Origin of the sequence: Larkinella bovis, from assembly GCF_042655385.1 — a bacterium.
Classification (GTDB): domain Bacteria; phylum Bacteroidota; class Bacteroidia; order Cytophagales; family Spirosomataceae; genus Larkinella; species Larkinella bovis.
Genome location: NZ_JBHSMA010000021.1, coordinates 1 through 19,468, shown reverse-complemented (window position 1 = coordinate 19,468; position 19,468 = coordinate 1). Strand labels below are relative to the sequence as shown.

Annotated in this window: 22 protein-coding genes, 2 tRNA genes and 2 pseudogenes; 4 read left to right on the top strand and 22 right to left on the bottom strand. The window is 46.4% G+C overall.

Going from position 1 to position 19,468, the window contains the following annotated elements:
• From ACFPMF_RS27665 to ACFPMF_RS27585, 17 genes are all read right to left on the bottom strand, one after another.
• Window positions 1-2,519, bottom strand: a 2,519-nt coding sequence (locus ACFPMF_RS27665; protein WP_379851363.1) for a VWD domain-containing protein, incomplete at its 3' end; no start/stop codon positions are given.
• A gap of 215 nt (window positions 2,520-2,734) precedes the next feature.
• Window positions 2,735-3,760, bottom strand: a complete 1,026-nt coding sequence (locus ACFPMF_RS27660) for an IS630 family transposase (protein ID WP_379851361.1) — start codon at window positions 3,758-3,760, stop codon at window positions 2,735-2,737.
• Window positions 3,761-3,950: 190 nt separating this feature from the next.
• Entirely contained in the window at window positions 3,951-4,298 is a 348-nt protein-coding gene (locus tag ACFPMF_RS27655; RefSeq protein ID WP_379851359.1) for a hypothetical protein, read from the bottom strand.
• Window positions 4,267-4,650, bottom strand: a complete 384-nt coding sequence (locus ACFPMF_RS27650; RefSeq protein ID WP_379851357.1) for a hypothetical protein — start codon at window positions 4,648-4,650, stop codon at window positions 4,267-4,269. The genes ACFPMF_RS27655 and ACFPMF_RS27650 overlap by 32 nt, the downstream gene beginning before the upstream one ends.
• Window positions 4,647-5,090, bottom strand: a complete 444-nt coding sequence (locus tag ACFPMF_RS27645) for a M15 family metallopeptidase (RefSeq protein WP_379851355.1) — start codon at window positions 5,088-5,090, stop codon at window positions 4,647-4,649. The genes ACFPMF_RS27650 and ACFPMF_RS27645 overlap by 4 nt, the downstream gene beginning before the upstream one ends.
• A gap of 91 nt (window positions 5,091-5,181) precedes the next feature.
• A complete protein-coding gene (locus ACFPMF_RS27640; protein ID WP_379851353.1) occupies window positions 5,182-5,553 on the bottom strand; it encodes an ASCH domain-containing protein in 372 nt (123 codons plus the stop codon).
• Complete coding sequence (locus ACFPMF_RS27635) at window positions 5,525-6,577, bottom strand: N-acetyltransferase (protein ID WP_379851351.1); 1,053 nt, start codon at window positions 6,575-6,577, stop codon at window positions 5,525-5,527. Before ACFPMF_RS27635 ends, ACFPMF_RS27640 begins: the two co-directional genes overlap by 29 nt.
• Window positions 6,578-6,698: 121 nt before the next feature.
• Window positions 6,699-7,019: a hypothetical protein gene (locus tag ACFPMF_RS27630; RefSeq protein ID WP_379851349.1), complete on the bottom strand. Its 321-nt coding sequence runs from the start codon at window positions 7,017-7,019 to the stop codon at window positions 6,699-6,701.
• Window positions 7,016-7,330, bottom strand: coding sequence for a hypothetical protein (locus ACFPMF_RS27625; protein ID WP_379851347.1), 315 nt, complete (start codon window positions 7,328-7,330; stop codon window positions 7,016-7,018). Before ACFPMF_RS27625 ends, ACFPMF_RS27630 begins: the two co-directional genes overlap by 4 nt.
• Before the next feature lie 35 nt (window positions 7,331-7,365).
• Window positions 7,366-8,838 (bottom strand): hypothetical protein, encoded by a 1,473-nt coding sequence (locus ACFPMF_RS27620; protein ID WP_379851344.1) that lies wholly within the window; start codon window positions 8,836-8,838, stop codon window positions 7,366-7,368.
• Between the two features lie 4 nt (window positions 8,839-8,842).
• Window positions 8,843-9,130, bottom strand: coding sequence for a hypothetical protein (locus ACFPMF_RS27615; protein WP_379851342.1), 288 nt, complete (start codon window positions 9,128-9,130; stop codon window positions 8,843-8,845).
• A 96-nt stretch (window positions 9,131-9,226) separates the two neighbouring features.
• A tRNA-OTHER gene (locus ACFPMF_RS27610) sits at window positions 9,227-9,299 on the bottom strand.
• Between the two features lie 196 nt (window positions 9,300-9,495).
• On the bottom strand, window positions 9,496-9,690 hold the full coding sequence (locus ACFPMF_RS27605; protein ID WP_379851340.1) for a hypothetical protein: 195 nt from the start codon (window positions 9,688-9,690) through the stop codon (window positions 9,496-9,498).
• A gap of 5 nt (window positions 9,691-9,695) precedes the next feature.
• Complete coding sequence (locus ACFPMF_RS27600; protein ID WP_379851338.1) at window positions 9,696-9,929, bottom strand: hypothetical protein; 234 nt, start codon at window positions 9,927-9,929, stop codon at window positions 9,696-9,698.
• 63 nt (window positions 9,930-9,992) lie between these two features.
• Window positions 9,993-10,211 carry a hypothetical protein gene (locus ACFPMF_RS27595; protein ID WP_379851336.1) on the bottom strand — a complete coding sequence of 73 codons (219 nt, stop codon included), beginning with the start codon at window positions 10,209-10,211 and terminating at the stop codon, window positions 9,993-9,995.
• Between the two features lie 24 nt (window positions 10,212-10,235).
• Window positions 10,236-10,436, bottom strand: coding sequence for a hypothetical protein (locus ACFPMF_RS27590; protein WP_379851334.1), 201 nt, complete (start codon window positions 10,434-10,436; stop codon window positions 10,236-10,238).
• A gap of 273 nt (window positions 10,437-10,709) precedes the next feature.
• Complete coding sequence (locus tag ACFPMF_RS27585) at window positions 10,710-10,961, bottom strand: hypothetical protein (protein WP_379851332.1); 252 nt, start codon at window positions 10,959-10,961, stop codon at window positions 10,710-10,712.
• 462 nt (window positions 10,962-11,423) lie between these two features.
• On the opposite strand from ACFPMF_RS27585, the gene ACFPMF_RS27580 reads away from it, so the two are divergent.
• Window positions 11,424-11,900, top strand: coding sequence for a helix-turn-helix domain-containing protein (locus ACFPMF_RS27580; RefSeq protein WP_379851330.1), 477 nt, complete (start codon window positions 11,424-11,426; stop codon window positions 11,898-11,900).
• Between the two features lie 395 nt (window positions 11,901-12,295).
• Here the strand turns inward: ACFPMF_RS27580 and ACFPMF_RS27575 are convergent, their stop codons facing one another.
• Entirely contained in the window at window positions 12,296-14,248 is a 1,953-nt protein-coding gene (locus ACFPMF_RS27575; RefSeq protein WP_379851328.1) for a tetratricopeptide repeat-containing sensor histidine kinase, read from the bottom strand.
• A 312-nt stretch (window positions 14,249-14,560) separates the two neighbouring features.
• On the opposite strand from ACFPMF_RS27575, the gene ACFPMF_RS27570 reads away from it, so the two are divergent.
• Window positions 14,561-15,136, top strand: a complete 576-nt coding sequence (locus tag ACFPMF_RS27570) for a YdeI/OmpD-associated family protein (protein WP_379851326.1) — start codon at window positions 14,561-14,563, stop codon at window positions 15,134-15,136.
• 64 nt (window positions 15,137-15,200) lie between these two features.
• Here the strand turns inward: ACFPMF_RS27570 and ACFPMF_RS27565 are convergent, their stop codons facing one another.
• Together ACFPMF_RS27565 and ACFPMF_RS27560 are read right to left on the bottom strand one after the other, a co-directional pair.
• Window positions 15,201-16,082 carry an alpha/beta hydrolase gene (locus tag ACFPMF_RS27565; protein WP_379851324.1) on the bottom strand — a complete coding sequence of 294 codons (882 nt, stop codon included), beginning with the start codon at window positions 16,080-16,082 and terminating at the stop codon, window positions 15,201-15,203.
• Window positions 16,083-16,115: 33 nt separating this feature from the next.
• On the bottom strand, window positions 16,116-18,155 hold the full coding sequence (locus ACFPMF_RS27560; protein WP_379851322.1) for an OPT family oligopeptide transporter: 2,040 nt from the start codon (window positions 18,153-18,155) through the stop codon (window positions 16,116-16,118).
• A 187-nt stretch (window positions 18,156-18,342) separates the two neighbouring features.
• Between ACFPMF_RS27560 and ACFPMF_RS27555 the strand changes: the two genes are divergently transcribed.
• Window positions 18,343-18,415 (top strand) — tRNA-Gly (locus ACFPMF_RS27555).
• Between the two features lie 290 nt (window positions 18,416-18,705).
• On the opposite strand, the gene ACFPMF_RS27550 is transcribed toward ACFPMF_RS27555, so the two are convergent.
• On the bottom strand, window positions 18,706-18,927 hold the full coding sequence (locus tag ACFPMF_RS27550) for an IS3 family transposase (RefSeq protein WP_379851320.1): 222 nt from the start codon (window positions 18,925-18,927) through the stop codon (window positions 18,706-18,708).
• Window positions 18,928-19,139: 212 nt separating this feature from the next.
• On the opposite strand from ACFPMF_RS27550, the pseudogene ACFPMF_RS27545 reads away from it, so the two are divergent.
• A pseudogene (locus ACFPMF_RS27545) lies at window positions 19,140-19,259 on the top strand (transposase); the annotation flags it as partial.
• An 18-nt stretch (window positions 19,260-19,277) separates the two neighbouring features.
• On the opposite strand, the pseudogene ACFPMF_RS27540 reads toward ACFPMF_RS27545, so the two are convergent.
• Window positions 19,278-19,468 (bottom strand): annotated as a pseudogene (locus ACFPMF_RS27540) (IS110 family RNA-guided transposase); the annotation flags it as partial.

Sequence of the window (19,468 nt, the reverse complement as noted above, 5' to 3'; positions counted from 1 at the left end):
CAAGCAGAAACTCGGACAAAGTAGGTTGTGCCAACCTTCAGCCCCGTCAGGAATTTTTCTTCCATGGTCATTTCTGCACACAGAATATTTCCTCCAGGCGCGTTATTGACCGCTTCAAATACCTGAACATTGCGGTAAGGGCTGTTGCCATGCGCATTTTGAATATCCGATATCTTCAGTAGATGTGCTGCCGCTGTTGCGGTAAACTTGAACCACACATCGTCGTCTTTGCGAATATTTGAACAGCTCGCTTGGGGACTCGCTGTAGCCCCATTTGTGGTCCCAGAGACTGTGTTTGCACAATTGTACCCATTGTTGATGAGAAGCGAGATTGCTCCGGTGTATTCATCATTAGCAGGAGGCACGGGAGGGGTTGACACACACAGCTTAAAGTTTAGTCTGATATTCTCCGCCCAAGCAGAAACTCGGACAAAGTAGGTTGTGCCGACCTTCAGCCCCGTCAGGAATTTTTCTTCCATGGTCATTTCTGCACACAGAATATTTCCTCCAGGCGCGTTATTGACCGCTTCAAATACCTGAATATTGCGGTAAGTATTATTACCACGGACTGCTTGCAAGTCTGATATCGTAAGTAAGTGAGCAGCCGCTGTGGCAGTAAACTTGAACCACACGTCATCCTCTTTGCGAATATTTGAACAGCTCGCTTGGGGACTCGCTGTAGCACCATCAGTTGTCCCGAAGACCGTGTTTGAGCAATTATAGCCACTATTGATAGGAAGCCCGATCGCCCCCACATATTCATCATTTGAGGGAGCGGAGGGTTCAAGCGGCCGATTTGTAACGAGATCTACATACCCTTTAATAAAGTCTTGATTGTCCGTTACCAATAAATCATAAGTGCAATTGCTTAAATAAGGCTCTCCAGTTACCCCGGCAGCAATACAGGCCTTTCTTGCCGCATCTCTTTTAGTGTCGCTAAAAGTAGGTAGAGGCTTGGGCAAATCTCTTCTTGTATAACTTTCGGTATTTTTACCAGACTCGTATTGTAAAAGGAAGTTTTTGTTAACTCGCCATGAATCAGCATATCTTGGATAAAGGCTTGAAAATTCGTTTTTAACAACTTCCCCTTCTTTCGTTTTTAGGTCGTTCTCTTTATTACCGTCAAAGTTTCCCAACAAGCCTTCTACTTTCCCCTTTCGATCAGGACCTAAAAAAAGTGAGTAATTCATAGAACCCGCATAAACATCTATTTCAACCCGGTCCTTGCTTGAAGCTACGACTTTTATCTTTCCGCCCTGAATTGAGATTGAAGCTCCCTTTTTCAGTGAGATATTTCCCGAGGATACATTTTGTTTTTCATTGTTAATAAATACTGCTGCGGGCTTGGCATGTACACTAACAATGTCGTCTCCAGTTTGAATTCCCAAGGCAGTGGTCATAGTTACGTATTCTGAATTGCCAGGGCCTTCATGCCTTGCTTGAATTTCGAAGTTATCTGTAGTCGATTTAAGCAAAATAAATTCTCCGAAACCTTGAAAATCGTAATTAAAACCATCCGCTGTTCTGAGGTGAGGATCGCCCCAGCCTCCTCCATCTGAATCGTCATCTGGATCGTTAGGATCATTAGGGTCGAATGGGAGATGGTCTTTAATTATATCCTTTAATTTTTCCCAAAACTCTTCTGCGCATTGTGGTCCGTAATCCTTAATGTCTTGTCCGTTACTAAATGCTTCAGTAAGACATTTTAGAAATGGATCTATCGCCTCACCATCTTTAGGATCATCCATACATTTGTGATCCATATAGTCAGCTAAATCTTGAGCCGAATTCTCACAAGTTGCAACAGTAAATTTGAGCATTTTTGTGACGCAATACCATGATCCAGCCACACTTGCCAATCCATATTTAAAGAACTTTGATCCACACCAGATCACTACTCTTTCTGCAGTTAATACTCTAGTTAAGCATAAGGTAATGCTGGCTGCCAATCGGGTAATATTGCTTAAGTTATTACAGTAGCCTTCGGCCTTTTTTCGACCACCTTTTAAGCCTGTTTTTTGCAACATCTGGAATAATTCAAATTTTTTCAACAAATCAGGCTCTAATTTTATTTGTTGATTCTTTATGACAGTTCCTTTAGTATTAAAATCATCAATCTGAATATTAACTGTACTTTTAGTAAAATCATACGCAGAAAGTTTTAATGTTCGATGCCCGCCCTCCGAAAGTGCTTCAATTTCTCCAATTAACCCATCTCCTAAAACCTTAATATTAAATGCTATTTCTGAGTTTTTATTATAAATAAGAATATTAGAAATAGCTGTTAGTTCTCCGTCAGGAGATTTAGATCCCAACAATGAATACATCTCCGTAAAGAGACTATCAACCATAATTAAACCAGTCTTGTTCTTTGGATTTTTCACCAAAATAGAAGTAAATCTTCCAGGATCAGCAATTCCTTGCTCTTCAATTGGTGTAATTTCTTCGGACTCTTTTTTCTTACAACTATTAACAGAAAATATTAAGGTAATACAAAGGAAGAGTATAAAGTTTTTCATAGCAAAGTCACTTATGATTATTTATTTGACAAACTTCGTTCTACATTCATTAATCCAAGGAAAATCAACTATTAAGAGCAAAAAATCGTCTTATTAATACTAATATATTTACAAACATTAAATCTTATTTGGAAATGTGTGGCTGTTATTTTGCAAATATTTTATTACAAACAAGTATTACAAATCTAACTATATTTATATTATTGATCCGTGAATTAGTCTGTCATGAAAGCCACCTCTTTTTTGTTGAAGAATGCCCTCACTAATTTTGGATCGTTTTCTAATCGTTTGGTTTGCTCAAGAACTACTACAGTTAAGTCTTCCAGGTTTGTGAAAACTTGGTTTTTCAAGTTGCCCTTCAACTGACTCCAGGCCAGTTCTACTGGGTTTAATTCTGGGCTATAAGCGGGCAAGCGTTCCAAATGAATCCGTCCAGGGCGCTCACCAAGGAACTGCTTAACGGCCTGGCAACGATGAATTGCGGCTCCATCCCAAATAACTAGCAGATTTCGCTTCCGATAACGCTTACACAGTTGGCCTAAAAACCATACGATGTCTTCACCCGCGAACGCCTGATCCTGACCGGCCATATAGGTCCGACCGTTAGGAGCAATAGCCGCAATCAAGCTTAAGTGGGTTCGTCCCGCTTGCTCCACCAGTATGGGCGTCTGCCCACAAGGTGCCCAGGTATGAGCGACTAAAGGCAATAAATAACAGGCTGACTCATCGACATATAAAATAACTCGCCCTTCATCCTTCGCTTTTTTTGAGCTCAGTCGGACCGCCGATGCGGTAAGCGTTCCTCTCGCCATTAGGCAACTGCCTGCGCATCTTGCTGACGGGCTTTGCGTTGCGGTAACTGCCTGCTCCTGCCTACTTTCTTCAAAATACGGCACTACTTGAGATGGGTCATAACTGACCCCGAACAACTTCCTGATCACTTCATTGACTCGGGGATAGGTCCAGATGGCTCCGCTAAATCGGTGATGTTCTGCCCCTTTATTAAGTTCGCTCACTAATTGGTTGAGTTGTTCAGTCGACAAACGGGCTGGAGCACCGGTTCGTTTACCTTCTTGCAAGGCGGTTAGTCCTTGCTGGTTGTATTTCTTCAGGGTTCGACTAACCCAAGGTTGAGTTAGGCCAAACGCTTGGGCGATTGCTAATTGTTGCCAGCCGGCCTGACTGAGTTCAACACAACGTCGCCGGAGCGCTTCGTAATCTGCTTGTTTGTAGTTTGCCATTAAAAGCAAAAGCAACTCACATAACAGATTTACTCACGGATCAATAAAGAGTAAAAGGAATCTAGGAAAACCTATTTTATAAGTTGCTTTTACGCTTGCCAAACTCTCATCAATTATACAATTAAATGTTTCAAATTACTATATTACAAATTTATTTCTGATTAACATTGATTGAGTATATATACTACTTTCACAAAATTGACCGTACCTGAAAATACACCGCCACCGTCCCTCCGATCCGCCAGAGCCAGCGTTCCAACTTAGCCTGGCGGTTTTTCTTTTTCTGGTGCCCCAACTCGTCCTTCGTGTCGAAGAGTTCATTGGCCAGCTTGCCGTTGTCCTGGTGGGCTTTCCGAAGTTCCACCGCCAGCTGATCCCGGCTGCGTTCGGCCAGTAGCACTTTTACCTGCAGTGCTGCCACGTCCTTCCGGATGTAGTGCAGTTTGGTCAGGCTGTCCAACAGCGGCTTGGCCAGATCGACAAACTCCTGCACAACGGCCAGGCTGTCATTTTCGGTTTTTTCCTTTGATTGTGCCAATGAGGGTGCGCATAGCTTCCAGAGTAGTAAGCTCACCATTAGCCCGCAGCGAGTCGCGTTCTTCATATTGCCGGATTTTATACTGGAGAGAATCAATAACCTGCTGTTTCTGCTGGAGCTGGATAAACGTCTCCAGCGAATCCGCCTGGCGCTGGGTCCGGATCGTCGTCTGAAATACTTCCTTTAACCCATCCACTTGGCTCGGCTCCGTTGGCATCACAAAGTGCAGCACCAGGTAAGTCCCTACCGCTGTCATCACCGCCAGGACAACCTCCCGAATCAGGTTTTTTGTCGTACCCAGATGCGAAGCCGTGCCCTTCAAGTACTGAATAATCTGACGGATGTAACTCATTTTTTAACCAGCTTTTCCCAACCCGTCAGCTCGAAATGCGGCCGGTCGATGAGTGATTGAAAGTTACCGCCCCAGGTTATACCGGGCGTTTTCAGCACCAGTTTGGCGAAGTCGGCAAACCACTTCACCTGGTAGTCGGTCGCGCCTTTGCTGTTGCGGAACGCGATATCGAAGGCCAGCGAGGGAAAGTAATTGTGAGGGCTTTGGCCGGCGCGGGCGTTGGTGACGAACTCGTCCTTTTCGTCGATCAGCCCGTCGCCATCATTATCTTTTCTGTCGCGGGGTTGGTCATACAGCGTCTGCTGTTCCTGGCTGGACCGGTAGGTGGCCACCAGAAACGGTTTGGGAGCGGTGGGGTTGATCAGGAGCCACTCGGCTTCGGCCTTACCAAATGCGTAAGCGAGTTGGGGATGTAAATCGGAAATGGATCGGGATGCCATCGCTTGGAATGATTTTCGAAGCGAAGGTTGGCGGACATGTTAAGAAGAAAAAGGACAAGAATTACGAAACTGGCTCTTTGTCCTTTTGAAGTTAATCTAAATAAGCAAATGATTGTGGAGCAGTGAAACTTGCAAACTTTTCTTTTGGATTTATCGGCTCATCATATAGCAAAGGATCAAATATTTCGATAGCAAATCCCTGGTTTCTGCCTTTAAAGTATTCATTATAAAACACTTCTGCTACTCCAGAATACTCTTTTGTCTTTTCCCAGAGATTTGTTGGTTCATCTTTATGGATTTTTTTTACCTTAAATTCTCCCACGATGAGCCCTATTGGCATTGTGCTATAAACAATAACAGTAGTAACATCTTTTTTAAATAGTGCTTTTCGATATTCGAATCGCTTCTGGCCACTAAAAATTCGTTCTACAAATTCAGGCTTGATTGATAATAAGACTTTCATCGACTGCTCCAGCTTTTATGATTTCTTGAAATTGTTCTTCCCTCAATGACAGAAAGCCCCAATATGCATTAGGATCTAATCCAATTTCTTCAATGAGGATTTTTCTGTTAACACGTCTAGAAAAAGCGGCATTATACGTCATTTTGATTACAAATACGTCACCTGAATCATATTGTTCTTTTAACTCCTGACTTGTAAAAACACTATATGCCTGACAGTAAGCATAAAACTCATCGAAACTTGCAAAATCTTTTTTTCTACGAGTTTCTTCAACTACACATACTGAGGTAATCACAGCACGATAGTAAGCCGGGCCCTGCCCATCGCCCGTTCTATATATTACAATTATATCACTTTTCCTTAATGAACTCACTTTCATCTTACATATATATATCTTATGTATACTATTTGTATAGGATACATCTTGTATAATATCAAAGTTCTCATTGTTAAGTATGGAGTCTGGAAACAGGCGGGTGTGGAAACCTGGATATATGGCGAGAAGGTACTTTTTTCCAGCATTAGGATTAATTAGGGGATAATCTCTATGTAATTCCCCTTCGAGAGAATTAAATTTCTTTTGTAATACCAATTCCTCTCCATTTTGATTTACTTTTCGCCCTATTTCATTAAATCCGTATTTCTTAAATAAGCCTAAGAGATACCCGTGTTTAGGAAAAATCGTTACATAAGCCTCTTTAAATTTATATTTTATACAATAATCAAATATTTTCTTTATGAATCTCTCACCAAGTCGGGTACCATGAGGGTTTATTTTGAAGGTACCAATTTTCAATCGTCTCTCCGCAGGTAACGGAGGCTCGACATCATCAATTTGCCCGTCTTCAGATTTTAGGTACAAAAATGCTTCTAATCCAGCATCGGATGCCATGATAAATGCTTTGGCGTCTTCTTGTTGCTTTTTAACAAACCACTCATTAAATCCTACATAGTCAGCTCTTAATGAGTCAAAGAACGTATCGTTTAAATCAATTTGGCTGAAAGAGGTGAATTGAATATCCATTTTTTATCAAAGAGAAATTATAGAGGTTTCCGCTGATTGTTACATAATTTGCAATAAAAATTAAAATATTTACTTTTCTAAGCTCCCCCGTAAAAAAGAGTAGAAATACCTAAGGTTTTTATTATTGTTTAAGGTTGACCAACTCCTGATCCAGCCGCGCAAGCAACGCCTGGCCATACATCGTCAATTCCGCATACTGCATCTCCTGATGAAGAATCCGGGCTACCGACAGCGGCATCGGTAGCCCGTACTGTTTCCGACCGTTTCGATGTCTCCAGGCGGGAATTTTCTCAACTAAGCTGGCTTTTTGCCAGTATTCCAGCAAAATCTGGTCATAAATGCTGCGCTCAAGCGGCTGCAGGTCTATGACCGGCAGCACTCGACCGTGCAGAAAATTCACCAGACCCAGAAACTCACTGGGGTACATTCGGATTTTGATCATGAATACTGCCAGCCTTTGTTGCGATCCCACTGCGCAATCCGGTCGCCCCGGTTGCCGTCAAAGCTATGAAAAATTGCCCCTTCCAGCACACGCCCTTTCCAGCCTTCGGGCAGTTCATTTTCAATCCGGTATTTCCAGTACTGGACCCAGTAGCCCAGATTCTGGTATTTCCATTGTTTACTGGCTACACCGTGGGCATCAATATCGCGGCTGTAAAACGTCCGGACGTTTCCATCGACAAATCGGACAATAGCCTGCACGCAGGCATGGCGTTTGAGCGGATCCGCTCGGTGCTGAAAATTCGTAACCATCAGTGATAAAGGGTAAATAGTGAAACTTCAAAAATTTATCGGTTAAACCGGCGCTGGCCACCGGCGCTCTGCGGCTTCTGTTGGCCAATTGTGCTGGCCAGCTCCCGGAACCGGTCGACGGCCGCTTCGCCATAGTTGATCATCATCTGCTCCAGGGTTCGGTAGGCGTCTATGTAGGTCTTCTCCTGTAGTCGTTTCTGAGCCTTCCCTTCCGGATGTCTCCGGAGTTGAATGATAGCCCAGCTAATCCGGCCCATCGTGTAGTTCCGCCGGTATTTGCGCTGATTATCCTGCAGCCAGGCATCTGTGGCCCGGAAGCCTCGCAGGTTTTCCCAGTCGAAGTAGCCGGTGCCTTCCCGGAAGCGGGCATACGGATCCGGAACCCACTTGTCCGGATGGCGGCTGTAGAACCCGGCCGCCAGATCAACTCGTCGATACAATTGCGCCTGAAACTGATCCCACTGCTTTTCAGTAAGTTGGTAGGAGAAATCGCGGTAAACGCCAGCTCGAATTGCATTGATGACGGTCCGGTTTTCGTATTCCTGGAATGTCCGGCTAGGGTAAAGGATCTGCCTGGCATACAGCCAGAAGGACGTAACGTACCCTTCCATCATGGCCTTTTTCTGCTCATCGGTTCTTTCCCGCCGAACAATCGGCCTTGGCCGTTTTGGGACCATCAGGTTCGCTTTGAGCCGCTCTCCAGCGGTCGTCGCGGCCGGCCCGCCCCCCCCTCTCTCATGGTAACCTTGCGGGGTTTCTGGCGCTTTGGCAGGTTCGGTTTGGGCCGGTTTTTCCGGTTGCCGTTCGGGGTTGCCATGAAATTCGTCGCCGTGCTCAACCAACGCCACCGCTTTTTGATCGTCGCCGTGCTCCACATTTCGACATTTATCTGTTTCGGTTTCATTGTTACTATGAGTCACAGTGACTTTATAAGCGGAAAAATCCTCCGTTGATGCCTTTATAATTTGCCCAATTTGGAGTTTTGAAAGCGGTTTTTTAGAGCTTTCAACAGGGTTATCCACAGTCGCACGAAGAAGAGCCTGAGCAGGACTATGATGGGCAAAAAGTACCTTTTCGTCAATCCAAATTTTGAAGTCGGCTCGCGTTCCTCGCCATTGATAGCGCTTTACAAGGCCGACCTTTTGCAGCTTACGTACGTGCGCTCTGGCTTGCCGGTCAGAAAGCCCCCGGCGCGCTCCCAACTTTACCGAATTCGTCAGCAACGGTGGTATACTTATATCACCTTCTTCATTGTAAAAAGCAGCTTCTCCGAGGGCTCGGGCCAATTGATTGATGGTTGAAATCTGGTCCTTAATAAGCCTGGCACCAGTGGCTTTTACATTGCCGGTTATTGCTTTAGGACGGTGGGGAACTTCTACCTTTTCACCACGGCGCGTTGCCGTATAGGTTCGCCAAGGAACGGCCTCGTTAAGCTGGTTCGATAGGATATGCCATCTTAATAAACTCGCTCCCTGATTAGGGATCAGGATTGCTAATGATGTATCCATTCGATCAGATGAAACCTATTACATTCAATTTCCGGAGCAACCCGCGTACATTAAATTCACTAAACGAAACAGGATGACTAATGTCCTTAATGACCTGATCCGCATCTAGCTTTCCCGATTCATAAATGTATAAGGCTTTTTTGTCGTCAGCGATAAGAAAAAAAGGTTCCGAATCTTCACTTTTTCCGACACCAAATTCATCTTCGGAAGGCTGTTGGCCGAAGGCAATTACAAATAGTGCGTACAATTCAGCCGTACTGAGTTGCTCAGGAGTTCGAGGTCTAGTTGCCATAGATTGATTATTTGGTTAATAGTTTCCCGGCTCCCTTCGGAGGAGCCGGGGAGCTTGTATTCGGTCAAATTACGGTGGACCGGATGCCTACTTCGGTGGAACTGCCTGCAGGAATCGAACCTGCCTAACCTCGGAGACCTGAGGTGCCTGACCACTCAGCCAGGGCAGTGGTAGAGAATACCGGTCGGCAACCGCCAACCGGTATTACTGATCACTATTCCTAAACCCTTAACCTTTCTGATGGAATTGCCCATCGTTGCGGGAGCCGGATTCGAACCGGCGACTTACCAACTATCCCGCCTTAAAGTATGCTGACCCGAATCAGGCCAGGCCAGCATCACCTGCTTTCCTTGTAGCTATTCACTTTATTGCCTGGCTCCCTCCGGAACGGCCTTCCGAAAAGCATCCACTAATAATTGCATCGTCCGTTTCAGTTCGTCGATTTCCCCGCTAAGCGTTGGATCGGGATGTTTCAGCCGCATCAAGTCAGCTTCCCGTTCTTCCTTCAGGCGTTTAGCCTGGTCATACAGTTGCCGGAATGTCGGACTGGTCTTAAACATCGTTTTCAAAGCCCTGACGATTCCCACAGGTACTCATCAAGCACCCATTCAAGCATATACGTCAAATATTTTCTCCGGAAGTAACCGCCCATCAGGATCCGCTTCCACCAGGGAGCGCGGTCGAATTGGCGCTGCTTTTCGAGGAAATGGGCATAAATCCGGGCCATCGAAGACTGGGTAAACTGCTGTTCGATAAGCTCGACCCGGGACTGGAACGAAACGGTGGATTGGTTGGCCATTACCTGGAAGTTTGGTGCGGCAAAAACCGCCATTGAAACGCATATCGAAAAGGACGCTTTTTCTTAATCGTTGCATCCATACCGTTTATTGAGCAGCTGCGTAATCGACAGCACGATTTCTTTATATTTCTCGACCAGATACTGGCCAAAAACAGAGTCCATATGAGGAGGCACGGCCAGTAACTCTTCTTCAATGCCAGCCCGAATTGCCAGCAGTTTATCATCCGATTCCTTCGCAAGCTCTCCCGCATCATGGCAAAAAATAACCTCGGTCAGTGTCATGGTAAACAGAGGGATGGGTTAGGGTCAATCTTCGTCCGGATCGCTCAGCGCCTTCCAGAAGGCTTTGAGTCGCTCGGCTTCTTCTTTTTCGAGCCTTTTGAGCCGCGCCATATCCCAACTCAGGTACACGAGCAGGCTAATCAACAGGCATAATAATCCGAGCAGCACAAGCGGATGAGAAAGCTTAAGCAGCCAAACCTGCAGGTAATAAATTATCCGTTGCATACAGGTTCTCCGGTTAATTCGTGCAGTTCAAGTAGGATTTTCGAATGAATGATCTGAGCGATTCCCAACTCAAACCCTAACTGACTTTGTACAGACTCTTCACCGCTTGACACGAGCCCATCGATACAATGCTCAAGGTTTGCAATGTGCGTCTGCAGGAACGACTCCATCATTTTCAGATGAAATACCTGCTGTTTTTTGCCCGGGAGTGACAGACTTACGAACGGCTGCTTCCGGAAATAGCAGAGCATAATTTCTTGATAATTCATATAGTTAATTTGGTATGCCAAGCAACTGACCAGAAACAGGAAATGAATTTGTTCGGAAGTTGTCCGGAGTAAAGCCCAGGAATTCGATCATACATTCAGCAATCCAGAAATCGACCCGTCTCAAGTCAAAGCCAGGTTTGCAGATCGTCCGCTCAAACCGGTTCAAGCAATTGGCCAGCACAAGCTTCGCCCGGAACTCGTTATACCGCTTTTCGTCGGTCGTCCGGAGGTGGTCATACATTTCTTTCAGTTCCATATCTACCGTTAAATCAAAATAGTGAATACTAAAGGCTCTATAATCCTATCGACTAAAATGTAAAACTATTTTTGTATTTGTCACTAATGTGTAAAAACAATCCTTTTGGCATCGTTTTCGACGTATAAATTGTTACATTCGTGTAGTAGTTTCGGTAGCAATATTACCATAATAGTGTCAATATTTACAACAAAGTGTAAATATTTTGAATAAAAATTTTCAATCCGTTGAAAGACAGATATTTAAACAAAATACTCAAAGGTCATATTTACACTTTTAAAGAAGAAGATATATACCTTGTCAAGTATATTGAATCTTTAGAAGATAGGTATCAGATGCAGACTGAAATAATTGAGACATTAACTGTGTTAAAGCAAAAAGCTCAAGTGGCACAGAAGTCTGTGTTGTGAGCCAAGAGCATTAAATGATTTTTTATGAGTTACAAATAACAAATCCTTGAATATGATAGAATCAACCACAATCGCAGAACGAACAAGGATGTTGATAGACTCTCAACACCTTAATGAGTACAGCTTTTCTAAAAAAATTGGCAAAAGCAATTCCGCAGTCCAGAAGATTGTAAAGGGAGAGAGTAAACCGGGCTTTGATATGCTGGAAGCTATATTTCAAGAGTTTCCAACACTAAACCGGGAATGGTATATTGAAGGCAAAGGAGAAATGTTTCGGCCTGAAATCACCCAGGCGGAATCAAAGCAGGATCAATATCTGCAAGACTATATGAATCGGCTTGAGGAGCGGTTTATTAAAATGATCGAAGCGCGTGATCAGCAGATCATCAGCCTAACCCGAATGCTGGAACAAGCATTGGGAAAGCCTGAGGTTGTACTCGCTTATGCAGCCAGTTGTGCTCTCTTTTTTTTGAGTTTTGGGTACAACTTTGGGTACAACCCGTTAACCACCAAGGTTAACCGGCTGTGAATCAAATCTTTTCCAAGATAATAGAATGATTTTTTAATCCGGTATCCGGATTAATAAGACAACGGAAAAGGTATAAAATAAAAAACCGCTCCCCAACAGAGCGGTTTTTTATTTTATACCTTTTCACTCTGATAGTAAACGAATGAGCTCACCACAAAGCCTCGTAACTTCTTTTACTAACAATTAGTACGTTAAAGGCCATTTCCTCGGCCATTCGTAGGATCGCGCGGCATCGGACATCCCGCTTAAGCCTCACGACTCCACCCCCTACCGCCCCTTTTGCAGCACATCCTCCTTCCCCTGACGGGCAGGCAGCTACCTAGCCGGTTTTAGTTGGCCGATTGGAATCAATCCCTATTCATCTCACCCACGCTTCCACAGGGCCACCTTTTCCACTAAACCCCTAACGAACTCCTTTCATATAAATAGGCTTTGAAATAAACAATAAATTCGCAACCTTTTCCTTCTTCACTTCGCACTTCAATACGCCCCTTATTCTCTTCTATGAACTGCTTTATAAGGAGCAAGCCCAGTCCCGTTCCAGGTTCATTATTTGTCCCGTTTTCAGAAATGGCACGGCCCGCCGATTGGAATAACTGGGTTAGTTTCCGGACAGACATCCCCCGTCCATTATCCTGGATATGAATGGCTATAAAATTATTTTCAGTTGTGTAAAACAACGCAATGGTTCCATGATCGGGTGTAAACTTGATCGCATTGCTAATGATATTCTGCAGGATAATTCTAACATGGTTTTCATCAGCTTCAATGTAAAGCGTATCCTCAAAATGGTGCAGTAAACGCTGTTTTTTTTGCAAAGCCGACGATTTATATAAAGACAGTACGTTTTCACTGGCCTGCGTCAAATCCACTTTTTCGTACTTTGTTATTACACCCATTTTCTGGCTGTTGGCCCACATTAACAGGTTATTAATCAGATCAAAAACCAGCGAAACCTGGCGATGGAACTCTTCAAATAACTGAAACTGATCATGCTTATTTAAATCGCCCGATCGTATCATTTCCAGGGCCTGGATAATAGACGCAAATGGGCTGCGAAGGTCATGGCCGATCACGGATAATATGCGGTCTTTGGTTTTATTCAGCGTTACAAGTTCTTCCTGCTGCGCCTGAATTTCGTCCTTTTGCTGCCGAATTTCATTATTGCTCTCCTGTAGCGCCTTATTCAGTGCATTTTTATGCGCAATATTTCGTCGCAGTAAAACCAATAAAATAACGAGGGCGATTGAGAATAACGTGGTTAAATAAATGATCGTCCGGACGTTTTTTATTTCTTTCCTGTTACTCTCATTCTCCCGAATCAACTCCAGATTTTCGGCCCTTTTCTCTCGTAAATGCAAATAGTTAATTTCTCTTTCCTTTTTTTCGTTAAGCAAACTGTCACTATAGGCCCTAGCCACCGACTGATAGGTATACGCCTGTTTATAATCTCCAAGGGCGGCATAACATTTCGACAAAATGGTCGCGGCCCGCTCAATATCCCATTTAGCTTTCAATTCTTTTGTGAGAACAAAACTTTTCCGGGCATACCCTAAGGCTTGTCGATATTCCTTCAGCTCGTAAAACGTTTGCGCCAGCCCTGAATACGCAAAGCCCCTTTCCCAATTATCCTGGTACGCAGCAAAACTGAGCACCGAGTTATAATAGAATAAGGCCTGTTCATAATTCCTGGAATGATAATGGGTTTCTCCGATCCGGTTCAAGACCATTTGACCCACGTGCCCATCGTTGCAGGCCTGCGCAATTTGGAGAGCTTTATTTAAGTTTGCGAAAGCATTTTCATACTGGTGAAGATGATCATACGACAAACCAATATTAAAGTAATTTACAGCTATTCGCGAGCTATCCTTTAACTGCTTATTGATGATTAAGGCTTTTTTAAATTCAGGGAGCGCATCAATTATCCTGTCCTGGCCCAGATAGATTAATCCTCTTGTATTAATCGCATTAGCGATTCCCGATTTAAAACCGATTTGCTTACTGATAGCCATGGCCGAGTCCGCGTAAGACAACGACTCAAAAAAAGACCCGGTTATATAATAAACTTTCGCAATAATATTATAGGCTTTCGCGGTTTCAATTTTAATATCGTACTTTTTAGCAAATCGCAGGGAAGTCTTCCCGAAAGCCATTGCACTATCTGGATGGTTATAAAAATATTTCTCAGCCAGTTTATTAGTGAGTGCTATCTGGTTGGAATCGGTTAAGACACCATCCCGTTTTTTGAAGCTATTGAGTAGATCCGCCGTGGTCTGACTAATGCCGGGAACGCAAATAAGATGAATGCATATAAGGACTAAAAATGTTAGGGAAAAGGGTCTGCACATTGTAAAGCGGTCATTAGGCCTGCATTCGGCTGGGCTAGTTCTTGAAACCTTCTAATCTATTGTTTTTTATCCTAAATATGCGCTTTGCTGCGTAAAATCTCCATCGTCAGGCAGTTGTAGAATACGTCGCTCTCGGCAAGCTCCTGAAATAGGCCAATGCCAGGGAGAACGATAGCCGGCGATAGTAGTAACGCCAGCCCAATGAAAACCGGGGATAGTAGATCCGGGGGCTTTTCGGGTTTGAATTCAACAGATCGATTTTATTTTCAACGACGGTTTTCACAATCACACAGGTTTTACCAGTCTCTCGTTATGCCAATGTTTTTTGCAACGCCGGAAGAATTTCGTCAATGGCTTGCCAAGCACCACGAAACCGAAAAAGAGCTTTATGTCGGTTTTTACAAAGTAGGTTCCGGCAAACCGAGCATCACCTGGCCCCAGTCGGTCGATGAAGCTCTGTGTTTTGGCTGGATCGACGGTGTCCGGCAATCCATCGACGAGCGGAGTTATCAGATCCGGTTTACACCCCGCAAACGAAATAGCATCTGGAGTACCGTCAATCTCAAACGAATCGAACAGCTCGTCGAACAGGGGCGCGTGCAGCCCGCCGGTCTGGCCGTCTATCAGGCGCGGGATTTGAAAAAAACCGGTTTATACGCGCATGAACGGGAACGCTGGGACCTCGACCCGGTCCAGGAAACGGCCTTCAGAGCCAGCGAAAAAGCCTGGCAGTTTTTTCAGCAACAGACCCCTTCTTACCGAAAATCCGCCCAGAAGTGGGTTGTGAGTGCCAAACAGGAAGCCACCCGGCAGAAACGCCTGGCCGACCTGATCGACCATTCGGAAAAGGGCCAAAAAATCCCACCCCTGCGCCGGGCTGGCGAATAGGGCGGCCTACCATCTGCCGTAACACATTGATTTGCAGAAGCATGATCCAACGATAGAAGCTGACTCAATCTTTCCACAACCAGCGCAGTGATTCGGGCAGGATGGAGCCCCCGTGTTTGCCGTTATGACCGCCCGTTCCGCCGACGAATTTGTAGTCGTACTTACTGAATTTTAAAGCCGCATCCATCTGGAGGTTGCCCAGCCACCAGTTGCCGTGGGCGTTGTCGAGATCGTTACTGCCGTCCTGCAAAAATACCTTGATGTCGCGTTTGGGTGCTTTTCGGATGAGTGACGGATACACGTGCCCGCCTTTGATGTTCGTAAAACTACCGACATGACTTAGTACCCGGTAGAAATAATCGGGGCGTTGCCAGGCTACCGTAAAGGCACAAATACCGCCCGACGAAATACCGCCGATCGCCCGCATTTTCGGCGAATCAGCCAGTTTGTAGTTCCGGCTCACTTCCGGAATCATTTCGTCGATCAAAAAGCGGGCGTACTGGTCCGTCAGCGTGTCGTATTCAAAACTCCGGTTATCGGGGCGCCAGGCATCTTTGGGAAGATCGTCGCCGTGCTGGCCGGGATTGATGAACAAACCAATGGTCACCGGCATGACTTTCTGGTGAATCAGGTTATCAAACACGATGGGCACCCGAAAATCGCCGTCTTCTTTCACGTACGCATGGCCGTCCTGAAACACCATCAGAGCTGCCGGGTTGTTCGGCGAATACTGCGCTGGCACGTAGACGTAATACTCCCGGATCGTGTTCGGAAACACGTTGCTTTTCCAGATGTGTTTGGTAATCCGGCCTTTCGGAACGCCTTCGTGCCGTTCAGAATCCGGGCCATACGTGGCGGTTTCGGTCTGGGCAAAAACCGGTCGCCAGATCGCAAAAGTCAGCACCGCCAGGCAAAAACCGGCGGCTCGTTTTGAGAACGGGTTCATCTATCTGATCAGATTTAGGATTAAAAAGCAGTATCAGGTATTTTTCGTCGCCACGCGGTAGAGGATCAGAGCCAGTCCAACGAACGCCAGCGCGCCCAGCAACTGGAATCCTTCCGCGCCCAGCGCATGCTCCAGCGCGGGTTCGAGCGTCAGACGCGCCAGAAAATTATATACCGATTCGTTAACCGACAGCAGGGCCACCACTACCCCCGCCAGCGCCCCACCGGCCACCAGGCCCGTCGAAAACAGATTACCCCGCCCCAGATCGGCATCTTCTTCAATAATACCCCTGCGTTTTGCATTCCAGTCGGTCAGAGCTTTCACGCAGCCGCCGGCAAAAATCGGCAGGGTTGTCGAAAGCGGCAGGTAAAGCCCCACGGCAAACGCCAGTGCGCTGATGCCGCAAATCTCAACCACAAACGACAGGAAAGCACCCACCAGTACGAACTGCCAATCGAGGTTGAACGACAGCAAGCCTTTGATGAGCGTGGCCATCAGCGTGCCCTGCGGAGCCGGAAACCGGTCGCTGCCGATGGCGTGCGTAATGCCCTGCGCCACCAGATCGGGCGTGGGCGTATCGAGCACTTTGACCGTCGCGCCAATCGCCAGCGAGGAAACGATGACGCCCACAAACAAGGCCATTTGCTGGTATTTGGGCGTTGCTCCGACCAGATACCCGGTTTTCAAATCCTGCGAGGTCGCCCCGGCGGTGGCGGCTGCGATACAGATCATGCTGCCCACCACCAGAACCGTCGGTTCGTAGACCTTACCGGTTAATCCAAAACCGATGAACACCAGGGCGGTGCCCATGATGGTAGCAATGGTCATCCCCGAAACCGGGGACGAACTCGTACCGATCAGCCCCACGATGCGGCTGGCGACGGTGACGAAGAAAAAACCGAAGATGATGACCAGGATGCCGATCAGCAGCTTGGTCAGCAGCGTATCCCCCGGAATCTGCGGCAGAATAACCATCAGCGCAATCAGTGCCAGACTCCCGAAGATAACCACTTTGATCGACAGATCCTGCTCCGTCCGCCGAATCTGGGTGTTATCTGCCCCCGCTCCGATCGACCCGAAGCTTTGTTTGAAGGAAGCCACAATGGTCGGAATGGTTTTGAGCAACGTCATAAAACCGCCCGCCGTGACCGCCCCTGCGCCAATCTGGCGGATATAAGCCCGGTAAATGGCCGCAGCCGTATCGTTAAATGTATGCGTCGTCGGGTTCCAGCCGCCCGGGCCACCGGCCGTTTGCAGGTTTGGAATATAGGCAAACTTCACCAACTGAGCCGCAATGATATCGGCGGGCACCAGCGACGCCAGCAACGGAATCAGGGCCAGCCACGCCAGAATACCGCCCCCGACCAAGACCGCCGAAATCCGGAAACCGATGATATAGCCCACGCCGAGGTATTCGGGGGTAATCTCACCCGACACCTGCGCCGACGGGAAATACCGGTTGGCCTGTTTGGTAGCCCAGACGGGTGCTTCGGCGATAACGTGCAATACTTTTTGCAGAATGGCATAGAGCAGGGCCACCCCCAGCCCCTGGTAGGCGGTTTTGGCGAAGTCACCGCCCCGCTCACCCGCAATCAGGACCGACCCGCAGGCCGTGCCTTCGGGATAGGGCAACTTACCGTGTTCTTCCACGATGAGCGCCCGACGCAGCGGAATCATCAGGAGTGTCCCCAATAATCCGCCCAGAATCGCCAGCGTCAGAATGGTCCAGTAGGAAAAAAAGTCCGCCCCGATATCGTCGGTCAGGAACAGAAAACCGGGCAGTGTGAACACCACACCCGACGCGATGGATTCGCCCGCCGAACCGGTGGTCTGGATAATGTTGTTTTCGAGAATGGTCGTTTTCAGAAACCGCCGTCCGAGCGAGATAGCCAGAACCGCAATGGGAATCGAAGCCGAGACCGACAAACCGGCTTTCAGGGACAAATAAACGGTAGCCGCTCCGAACAGGACCCCGAACAAGGCCCCGGTAACGACGGCTTTCAGGGTGAACTCGGCGGTGGCCTGCTGATCGGCGATATAGGGTTTGAATTCTGTAGACGGTTTCGTTTCCATGGGCAGGATTCAGGATTGGTCCGAAAGATGAATCGATTTTCGATCAATACAAAACAAGCGGGCACCAAAACCCCGCCAGGACCAAGTTACGGGGATAAATTTTATTTCTGCACGAAAAGTGCCTGTTTCCATTTGTACGAAAGGCCTTGACTTTTCCGTTGTTTCTTTAAACATTTGCAGCCGATCAGCGGGAGTAGCTCAGTTGGTAGAGCGGCAGCTTCCCAAGCTGCAGGTCGCGAGTTCGAGACTCGTCTCCCGCTCTTTTCGTACTCGCTGTGACTGAAGCACTTAGCTGAAAAGCTGGGTGCTTTTTTTGGTTAGTGGATGTATCTGGTTTGCACTACGGTTTGCATTTTAATTTGCTGTTAAGAAAATCTCTTTTGACAAAGGGTTTATCTGTGCATGATTGAAAAATTCATTTAGGCATTAGTTATCTCATTGAAACTCTCATTTTCTTAAGCAAATACTGCTTAAGAAAAAAGGTTTAAATAATCATCGAACACAAATACTCGGTTGCGCTAAATGAGGTGGTCCTGTTTTGCCGGACACTTTACTTTTGAGAGTTTAATTGAACAGTTTGATAAAATTGATTTTCAAAATCAATCGGGGAACGATAACCTAACCCCGAATGTAAGCGACGAACGTTGTAATACCCTTCAATATAATTAAATAGCTCGTCATGAGCATCCTGAAGATTCATAAAGCAACCGTCCTCCAATAATTCAGCTTTTAATCGACCGCATGGGCGGTCCCACCCAAAAAGACTCTGCATGAGCGTTTTGAGAGGGATTATCCGCTTCTGCCATGCTTTGTAGACACCGCCATTTATTGAGTCGTTGCCGAAAATGGTGACCAAAATACTGGCCACCTCGATCGGAGTGGACCATCAAACCGGGCTTTGGTTGACGTGTCCTGAACCCTTCAAAGTGTGCCAGTGAAAAGTAGCGTAAAAAACTTAACTTTCACTAGCAATTGAAAAGGGGAATGAAAGCAACACGATTTACTGAATCGCAAATTGTAGCGATCCTCAAGCAACAAGACAGCGGCCAAACCGTCGCTCAGATTACCCGTGAGCATGGTATCAGCGAGGCCACGTTTTATAACCGCACGGATTTCCATGGTTTATGCAAGTAATGAGACATAATTTTTGTCATATTTCTGCTGCCGGTGGACGACCGAGCAGACTCGATGAATCAGCTTATTGCGAACGGCATTGAGAACAAGCATTTTGTTCTTGCCTTCGGCCACTTTGCGTCGGTAATAGTCCTGGAGTTCGCCATTCATGCGGATGGCCGACATGGCCCCTAAGTGGA

What these genes read in the sequence shown, in the direction of transcription:
- ACFPMF_RS27560 (WP_379851322.1), bottom strand. Translation starts at nt 18,155, where the DNA reads ATGGAAACGAAACCGTCTACAGAATTCAAACCCTATATCGCCGATCAG.
- ACFPMF_RS27575 (WP_379851328.1), bottom strand. Translation starts at nt 14,248, where the DNA reads ATGTGCAGACCCTTTTCCCTAACATTTTTAGTCCTTATATGCATTCAT.
- ACFPMF_RS27630 (WP_379851349.1), bottom strand. Translation starts at nt 7,019, where the DNA reads ATGATCAAAATCCGAATGTACCCCAGTGAGTTTCTGGGTCTGGTGAAT.
- ACFPMF_RS27605 (WP_379851340.1), bottom strand. Translation starts at nt 9,690, where the DNA reads ATGTTTAAGACCAGTCCGACATTCCGGCAACTGTATGACCAGGCTAAA.
- ACFPMF_RS27570 (WP_379851326.1), top strand. Translation starts at nt 14,561, where the DNA reads ATGCCAATGTTTTTTGCAACGCCGGAAGAATTTCGTCAATGGCTTGCC.
- ACFPMF_RS27660 (WP_379851361.1), bottom strand. Translation starts at nt 3,760, where the DNA reads ATGGCAAACTACAAACAAGCAGATTACGAAGCGCTCCGGCGACGTTGT.
- ACFPMF_RS27645 (WP_379851355.1), bottom strand. Translation starts at nt 5,090, where the DNA reads ATGGCATCCCGATCCATTTCCGATTTACATCCCCAACTCGCTTACGCA.
- ACFPMF_RS27595 (WP_379851336.1), bottom strand. Translation starts at nt 10,211, where the DNA reads ATGACACTGACCGAGGTTATTTTTTGCCATGATGCGGGAGAGCTTGCG.
- ACFPMF_RS27580 (WP_379851330.1), top strand. Translation starts at nt 11,424, where the DNA reads ATGATAGAATCAACCACAATCGCAGAACGAACAAGGATGTTGATAGAC.
- ACFPMF_RS27635 (WP_379851351.1), bottom strand. Translation starts at nt 6,577, where the DNA reads ATGGATATTCAATTCACCTCTTTCAGCCAAATTGATTTAAACGATACG.
- ACFPMF_RS27585 (WP_379851332.1), bottom strand. Translation starts at nt 10,961, where the DNA reads ATGGAACTGAAAGAAATGTATGACCACCTCCGGACGACCGACGAAAAG.
- ACFPMF_RS27650 (WP_379851357.1), bottom strand. Translation starts at nt 4,650, where the DNA reads ATGAGTTACATCCGTCAGATTATTCAGTACTTGAAGGGCACGGCTTCG.
- ACFPMF_RS27640 (WP_379851353.1), bottom strand. Translation starts at nt 5,553, where the DNA reads ATGAAAGTCTTATTATCAATCAAGCCTGAATTTGTAGAACGAATTTTT.
- ACFPMF_RS27620 (WP_379851344.1), bottom strand. Translation starts at nt 8,838, where the DNA reads ATGGATACATCATTAGCAATCCTGATCCCTAATCAGGGAGCGAGTTTA.
- ACFPMF_RS27600 (WP_379851338.1), bottom strand. Translation starts at nt 9,929, where the DNA reads ATGGCCAACCAATCCACCGTTTCGTTCCAGTCCCGGGTCGAGCTTATC.
- ACFPMF_RS27615 (WP_379851342.1), bottom strand. Translation starts at nt 9,130, where the DNA reads ATGGCAACTAGACCTCGAACTCCTGAGCAACTCAGTACGGCTGAATTG.
- ACFPMF_RS27625 (WP_379851347.1), bottom strand. Translation starts at nt 7,330, where the DNA reads ATGGTTACGAATTTTCAGCACCGAGCGGATCCGCTCAAACGCCATGCC.
- ACFPMF_RS27565 (WP_379851324.1), bottom strand. Translation starts at nt 16,082, where the DNA reads ATGAACCCGTTCTCAAAACGAGCCGCCGGTTTTTGCCTGGCGGTGCTG.
- ACFPMF_RS27590 (WP_379851334.1), bottom strand. Translation starts at nt 10,436, where the DNA reads ATGCAACGGATAATTTATTACCTGCAGGTTTGGCTGCTTAAGCTTTCT.
- ACFPMF_RS27550 (WP_379851320.1), bottom strand. Translation starts at nt 18,927, where the DNA reads ATGCAGAGTCTTTTTGGGTGGGACCGCCCATGCGGTCGATTAAAAGCT.